Raw genomic sequence first — 6,973 nt, 5'->3', positions numbered from 1 at the left:
TGACGGCGGGCGGCGCCGGCGGTGCGGGCGCGGGCGGCGCGGTTCGCATCACGGTGTTCGGATGAGCCGGCGTCGATATCCGGCCGAGCCGGTCGAGGTGCTGGAGGACGAGGCGTGGGAAGCGCCCGATAGTCTCAGCGACACGGAATGGCGGGCGCAGTCGGGCTGGGACGGCCGCTGCGACCCGGCCCCTTATGACGAGGAGGACGGACGATGAGCGGACGTGTGCAGAAACCCCTGGCCGAGGGGCGCTGGCTGTTTCGCCGCCTCTACGCCTTTGCGGTCAGCGCGGGGCTGTGGGTTCTGCTGATGCAGGTGGTGGGGCGGATGCCGCCCCAGATGCTGCCGCGCACGGCGGACGGGTTGATGGGGCTGCTGGCCCTGATCCTGGTCCTCTATCTGGTGGCGCCGACGGCCCAGCAGTTGATCGCCCTGTCGGCCAATGCGCGGCTGCGGATGCCGGGAGGGCGGCCATGAGCTTTCGTCTTTCCGTCCGGTCGCGCGCGCGGCTGCAGGGCGTGCATCCGGCCCTGGTCGCCGTGGTGGAGGCGGCCATCGTCCGCTCGTCGGTGGACTTCATGATCACCGAGGGGCTGCGCACGCCCGCGCGTCAGGCGGCCCTGCTCGCGGCCGGGGCCAGCCGCACCCAGCGGTCGCGCCACCTGACCGGCCATGCCGTCGATGTCGCCGCCCTGGTCGAGGGGCAGGTGCGCTGGGACTGGCCGCTGTATGGCCGGATCGCCGAGGCGTTCAAGGCGGCGGCGTTTGAGCGGAAGACGCCCCTGATCTGGGGCGGCGACTGGAAGACGCTGCGCGACGGGCCGCACTTCGAGCTGGATCGAAAGGCGTTTCCATGAGCCCGCCGTCGCTGTTTCGCGTCCTGACGCCGGTGGGCTGGATGGCGGCGGGCGTGGCGGCCGTGATCTGCCTCGTCGTCCTGCTGGGCGGATTGGGCTTTCGCTGGGACCCGCTGAACCTTCAGCAGAAGCGTTTGGCGGCCGCGCAGGATCGAGCCCGCACAGCCTCGACCGAAGCGGCGGCGCAGGACCGGGCGCGGCGACTGGAGGCTGAAGGCGCGGCGGATCAGGCGCTGCGCGTCGACCACTATCAACAGAAGACGACGAAGGCCGAGCGGGCGACCGCCGCCATCCTCGTCCAGGCCAGGAGCGCCGATGACGCCGACCAACCCTTGGACCCCCGTCGCGCTGATCGTCTGCGCGATCATGACGGCCAGCTGTGCCGGATCGCGCCCGATCTCGACGGTTGCGCCGCCGCGACTGGCCCTGCCGCCGGCGGCGACGCGGCCCTGCGCCCTGGCCGTCCTGCCGGCTGAGCCGACGGCGGGAGATCTGGAGGCGGCCTATGTGCTGCGCGGCGCCCAGATCGTGGCCTGTGACGGCGCGCGACGCCTGGCGGTCGAGACGTTGCTGGCCGAACGGGCCATGCAGGCCGCGCAACAGCCCGGGCAGGGCGCGCGCCGGTGAAAGCCCTGCAGAAACGACTCGGCAACTTCTGCCGCCCGACGGCCGGACTTGCCGGGTCGTTGCGCCCATCAGGTCTATAAGTTCAATGAAATCAAGGCGAGGCCGGCCCGGCGCGGGCCTTGGCGACTGGCCCCGCCCTTGCTCCTGATGGGACCGAGCAAAACGCTCCTGGCGCTAAAATGGCGTCGGACATCACACGAAGTGAACAGGAAAAGCCAAAATGGCTAACAGCATCAATACGAACTACGGCGCCGCCATCGCGCTGCAGAACCTCAATGCGACCAACGCTCAGCTGGATCGCACGCAGAACCGTGTCAACACGGGCCTGAAAGTCGCCAGCGCCAAGGATAACGGCGCGATCTACGCCATCGCGACGACCCAGCGCGCCAATATGGGCGCCATGGATGCGGTCAAGAATTCGCTGCAACGCGGACAGTCCATCGTCGATGTGGCCCTGGCCGCCGGCGACACCGTCACCGCCGCTCTGGAAGAGATGAAGCAGCTGGCGGTCAACATCCAGTCGTCCGTCGCCGGCTCTGACGCCGAAGCCGCCTATCTGAAAGATTTCAATGCGCTGGGTGGAGAGATCGACAAGGCGCTGAAGGGCGCCAGCTTCGACGGCGTGAATCTGTGGAACACGACCACGGCGACGAGCTTGACCACCAGCGTCAGCGGCGGGACCTATCAGATCGGTTTCGGCACGGTGGACAAGGCGGCGGCGGCCCCGATCACGGCTGTCTCGGGCGGCGCAGTCGATCGGGCCGGCGCCACGACCACCATCGTCGATGCGGCGATCAAGGAAGTCACCACCAACCTGGCCACCCTGGGCACCCAGTCCAAGTCGGTGGGGCGCCAACTGACCTTCGTGGGCAAGCTGCAGGACGCGACCGAGGCCGGCATCGGCAATCTGGTGGACGCCGACCTGGCCAAGGAAAGCGCCAAGCTGACGGCGCTGCAGACCAAGCAGCAACTGGGCGTGCAGGCGCTGTCGATCGCCAACTCCTCCAGCCAGATCCTGCTGAGCCTGTTCCGCAACTAAGGCGGCGGTTCGGCGTCACGGTCGGGCGCGGGCCAGTCGCGCGTCCGCCCCGTACATCATGCCTGCACCTAGGCAGATCTTGCCGGGTGCAGCGTACGGCTCGGCAATTTCTGCCGAGAAGGAAGGATGGTAAATCATAGGTTAACACGTAAAATCAGTGACTTATGAGGATTGCGGGCCGACGAGCCTGGCCCGGCAATTGCTTCTTACCCACCGAGCAAAAAGCTCCTGGCGTCAAAATGACGCCGGACATCACTTGAAGTGAAAAAGGACGGCCAAAATGGCTAACAGCATCAATACGAACTACGGCGCGGCCATCGCGCTGCAGAACCTCAACGCCACCAACGCTCAGCTGTCGACGACCCAAAACCGGATCAGCACCGGTCAGAAGGTCTCCTCGGCCAAGGACAACGGCGCCATCTTCGCCATCGCCACGACCCAGCGCGCCAACATGGGCGCCATGGATGCGGTCAAGAACTCGCTGCAACGCGGTCAGTCGATCGTGGATGTGGCCTTGGCGGCGGGCGACACCGCGACCTCGGCCCTGCAGGAGATGAAGGCCCTGGCGGTCAACATCCAATCGTCAGCAACGGACTCGGATGCTCAGAAGGCCTATCTGGCCGACTACAACGCCTTAGGCAAGGAAGTCGCTTCCGCGCTTTCGGGCGCCAGCTTCGACAGCGTGAACCTGTGGACCACGGCCGCCGTCACCAACCTGACGACCAATACGTCGGGCGGAACCTATGGGATCGGGTTCGCCGCTGCGCCGTCGGCAGACGCCACCCTGACCGCCGTCAACACGGGCGCGATCACGGCCGCCAATGCGACCGTCGCGAACGTGGACGCCGCGATCAAGACCGTGACGACCAGCCTGGCCACCCTGGGCACCCAGTCCAAGTCGGTCGGCCGTCAGCTGACCTTCATCGGCAAGCTGCAGGACGCGACCGAGGCCGGCATCGGCAATCTGGTGGACGCCGACCTGGCCAAGGAAAGCGCCAAGCTGACGGCGCTGCAGACCAAGCAGCAACTGGGCGTGCAGGCGTTGTCGATCGCCAACTCCTCCAGCCAGAGCCTGCTGAGCCTATTCCGCTGAGGCCCGGAGGCGTGATCCGTTTCGACGGCGCGCCAAGGCTTCGTCACCGGGGGCCGGTTTCGGCCGGCCGCCAACGCCCTGAGCAAAACGCTCCCGTCGCCAAAACGGCGACGGCCATCACGAAGTGAAGAAGGACAGCCAAAATGGCTAACAGCATCAATACCAACTACGGCGCTGCAATCGCCCTGCAGAACCTCAACGCCACCAACGCTCAGCTGTCGACGACCCAAAACCGGATCAGCACCGGTCAGAAGGTGTCGTCGGCCAAGGACAATGGCGCAATCTTCGCCATCGCCACGAGCCAACGGGCCAGCATGGGCGCGCAGGATGCGGTCAAGAACTCGCTGCAACGGGGTCAGTCGATCATCGACGTCGCCCTGGCCGCGGGCGATACGGCCGTGTCCGCCCTGCAGGAGATGAAGGCCCTGGCGGTCAACATCGCGTCTTCGTCGGGCGACGCCCAGGCGGCCTATCTGGCCGACTGGAACGCGCTGGGCAAGGAGGTCGATTCGGCTCTGAAAGGCGCCAGCTTCGATAGCGTGAACCTGTGGAACACCACCACGGCGACCAATGTCACGACCTCGACGGCATCGACGGGCAACACCTACCAGATCGGCTTTGGAACGACGGACAAGGCGGCCGCCACGGCGATCACCGACATCACGGCGACCGCCGCCGCTCCGACGGACGCCGCCACCACAGCCGCCTTCGCCACCAAGGTGGACGCAGCCATCAAGGCTATGACCACGGACATGGCGACCCTGGGCACTCAGTCGAAGTCGGTCGGTCGCACGATCAACTTCGTCGGCAAGCTTCAGGACGCGCTGGAATCCGGCATCGGCAATCTGGTCGACGCCGATCTGGCCAAGGAAAGCGCCAAGCTGACGGCCCTGCAGACCAAGCAACAGCTTGGCGTGCAGGCGCTGTCGATCGCCAACTCGTCCAGCTCGATCCTGCTGGGCCTGTTCCGCTAAGGCGACCGGCCGGGGCGGCCCCGTCGCCCCGGCCGAGCGTCCGTCACCCCTAGAGGCGCGGGGATCCATTCCCGCGGGGAGCCATGACAAACCATGTCGCGAGAGTAACAAGCGTACCCCCGATCCCTTCAACGCCTGCGTCCGGCCCGGTCGCGCACCCCCACGCCCGAAACGACAACAGCGACGTCGGCCAGTATCGCCTGACGATCGAGGCGATCGGCCACAATCGCTACGTCTACAAGGTCCTGGACCGGGTGACGGGCGAGGTTATCCGTCAGTTGCCGCGCGAGGACGTTGAGATGCTGGCCGTCGATCCGACCTATCGTGGCGGAAAGGTGGTCGACACCTCGGTCTGACGACTGGGATCGGCTCTGAAACTGTTAACGCCGCCGGCTCGCCGGACGGCGCAATCATGGTTTCCGGCGCGTTAACACTCCGATCACGACTCATGGTTAACTCTGGACGGAACAGAACGTCCGGGGCTTGAAGCCATGACCACCAGCATCCACACCAACACCTCGGCGATGATCGCCCTGCAGAACCTGAATCGAACCAACGACCAGTTGGCTTCTACACAGAGCCGGGTGAATACGGGGCTGAAGGTTCAAGGCGCGCGGGATAACGCGGCCGTCTGGGCCGTCGCCCAAGGCCAGCGCGCGGATCGCGGATCGCTGGAAGCCGTCGCGACCAGCCTGAAACGCGCGACCTCTATCGCCGATGTGTCGCTGGCGGCCGGCGAGCAGATTTCGGACCTGCTGGTCGAGTTGAAGAGCAAGGCGACCGCCGCCTCCGACGAAAGCGCCACCCTGGCGATGCGGACCTCCTACAACGACGAGTTCCAGGCGCTGTTGAAGTCGATTCAGTCGTTCGCGGACAATGCGATCTTCGACGGATCCAACATTCTGGACGGGTCGGCGACCGCCGGCGTCAATTTCCTGGCCAGCGCCGATGGTGCGGAAACCATCACGCTGAACCGCCAGAACCTGACGCTGGCGGGTCTGGGTCTGGCGGCCAACGCCGCGGCGACGCCGGCCACGACGGCGCCGGATCTGCTGAGCAAGGCCAATGCCGACAACGCCCTGACGCGGATCAACGCCGCCATCTCCACCAGCACCGCGCGTCTGGCCGAACTGGGCGCCCAGTCCAAGCAGATCGAACGTCACACCACCTATGTCGGCAAACTGTCCGATGCGCTGGAGGCGGGCATCGGCAATCTGGTGGATGCGGACATGGCCAAGGAAAGCGCCCGCCTGACCGCCCTGCAGGTGCAGCAGCAACTGGGCGTCCAGGCCCTGTCCATCGCCAACCAGTCGCCGCAGATCATCCTGTCGCTGTTCAAGGGCTGATCGGGATTTAAGGGTTCGTTATCGGGCCGGGCGGCATGATCGACGCGGAGCCGCCTGAATGATCAACAACAGCTATCTGCTGGGTCTGTTCGGGACGTCGACGGGGGCGTCGTCGTCGCCGATCGGCATGGCCGCGCCTGTAAAGGCCAGGAAGACCCAGCCGACGGCGCCGTGGGCCTCCACCGCCGCCGCTGCGGCGCCCAAGGCCAGCGACATGGTGCGCGCCGCGCTGGCCGGGCGGCGACTGATCAACGAGGCCGCCGTCGATCTGGATATGGCCGGCGCCTCGGCTGACTATCGCAAGCTGTTCGCCCTTTATCAGGGGCTGAACGCCCTCAGCGCCTTAGCCGACCGCGCCAACGCCAAGGGCCTGAGCAGCGCGGAAGCCGCCCAGGTCGGCAAGCGGTTCGAAGCGGGCATGGTCGAGATGTCCAACTATCTGAAGTCCGCCGGTTTCGAGGACGTGCGGATGGTGCAGGGCGTGTCCAAGTCCACGGTCAAGACCGGCTTCGCGCTGGAGAAGGCCCAGACCACCTTCACCACGACCCCAATCCACGACGGCGCGCTGAGCGACAGCGTCAAGGCGTTTCAGGGCGACGTGAAGTTCGCCGTCACCATCCGCACCAACGCCGGGACGCAGTCGGTCGGGATCGACCTGTCCGACATGGGCGCCACGCCCCGGACGATGGATAATGTGATCGCCCATATCAACGGCGCGCTGGAGGCCGCCGGGGTCGACACCCGCGTCGAGCGTCAGATGATCGAGGGCCAGCCCAAGGTCATCAAGAGCGGATCCAAGACCATCACCCTGCCGGCTGGGCCGGACCAGTGGGCGCTGCGCGTGCGCGGCGCCGTGGGCGAGACCGTCGGCTTCCAGGCCGTCGATACGTCCGATGCGGTCTATGTGACCCAGGGCTCCGGCGCCAACGGCGCGGGGCAGCTGCTGAAGTTTCAGGCCGACGGCGGCGCGGCGCCCGGCGCCCAGCAGGGCGTCGACGATCCCTTCTGGGTCGAGGGGCGGGCAGGGTGGACCGATC

General features: G+C 66.6%; 8 protein-coding genes and 2 pseudogenes. All 10 read left to right on the top strand.

The genetic code is table 11. The features are described 5' to 3' along the window. Window positions 1-217 (top strand): annotated as a pseudogene (locus tag RTU05_RS16310) (hypothetical protein); the annotation flags it as partial. Continuing rightward, window positions 214-477 (top strand): hypothetical protein, encoded by a 264-nt coding sequence (locus RTU05_RS16305; RefSeq protein ID WP_312599384.1) that lies wholly within the window; start codon window positions 214-216, stop codon window positions 475-477. The pseudogene RTU05_RS16310 and the gene RTU05_RS16305, both read left to right, overlap by 4 nt. Continuing rightward, window positions 474-857 carry a M15 family metallopeptidase gene (locus RTU05_RS16300; RefSeq protein WP_312599383.1) on the top strand — a complete coding sequence of 128 codons (384 nt, stop codon included), beginning with the start codon at window positions 474-476 and terminating at the stop codon, window positions 855-857. The genes RTU05_RS16305 and RTU05_RS16300 overlap by 4 nt, the downstream gene beginning before the upstream one ends. After that, on the top strand, window positions 854-1,333 hold the full coding sequence (locus RTU05_RS16295; protein ID WP_312599382.1) for a hypothetical protein: 480 nt from the start codon (window positions 854-856) through the stop codon (window positions 1,331-1,333). The genes RTU05_RS16300 and RTU05_RS16295 overlap by 4 nt, the downstream gene beginning before the upstream one ends. A gap of 371 nt (window positions 1,334-1,704) precedes the next feature. Next, window positions 1,705-2,523, top strand: coding sequence for a flagellin (locus RTU05_RS16290; protein ID WP_312599381.1), 819 nt, complete (start codon window positions 1,705-1,707; stop codon window positions 2,521-2,523). A gap of 280 nt (window positions 2,524-2,803) precedes the next feature. Next, the gene (locus RTU05_RS16285; protein ID WP_312599380.1) at window positions 2,804-3,616 is read left to right on the top strand and encodes a flagellin; all 813 of its coding nucleotides are present in this window, start codon (window positions 2,804-2,806) and stop codon (window positions 3,614-3,616) included. Window positions 3,617-3,759: 143 nt separating this feature from the next. Then, the gene (locus RTU05_RS16280; RefSeq protein WP_312599379.1) at window positions 3,760-4,590 is read left to right on the top strand and encodes a flagellin; all 831 of its coding nucleotides are present in this window, start codon (window positions 3,760-3,762) and stop codon (window positions 4,588-4,590) included. Between the two features lie 83 nt (window positions 4,591-4,673). Next, complete coding sequence (locus RTU05_RS16275; protein WP_312599378.1) at window positions 4,674-4,946, top strand: hypothetical protein; 273 nt, start codon at window positions 4,674-4,676, stop codon at window positions 4,944-4,946. A gap of 135 nt (window positions 4,947-5,081) precedes the next feature. After that, complete coding sequence (locus RTU05_RS16270; RefSeq protein ID WP_312599377.1) at window positions 5,082-5,936, top strand: flagellin; 855 nt, start codon at window positions 5,082-5,084, stop codon at window positions 5,934-5,936. 58 nt (window positions 5,937-5,994) lie between these two features. Beyond that, a pseudogene (locus tag RTU05_RS16265) lies at window positions 5,995-6,973 on the top strand (transcriptional regulator); the annotation flags it as partial.

Source organism: Brevundimonas sp., from assembly GCF_032017145.1.
Lineage (GTDB): Bacteria > Pseudomonadota > Alphaproteobacteria > Caulobacterales > Caulobacteraceae > Brevundimonas.
The sequence above is the reverse complement of the archived record's forward strand: the minus strand, read 5'-3'. Positions and strand labels throughout refer to the sequence as shown.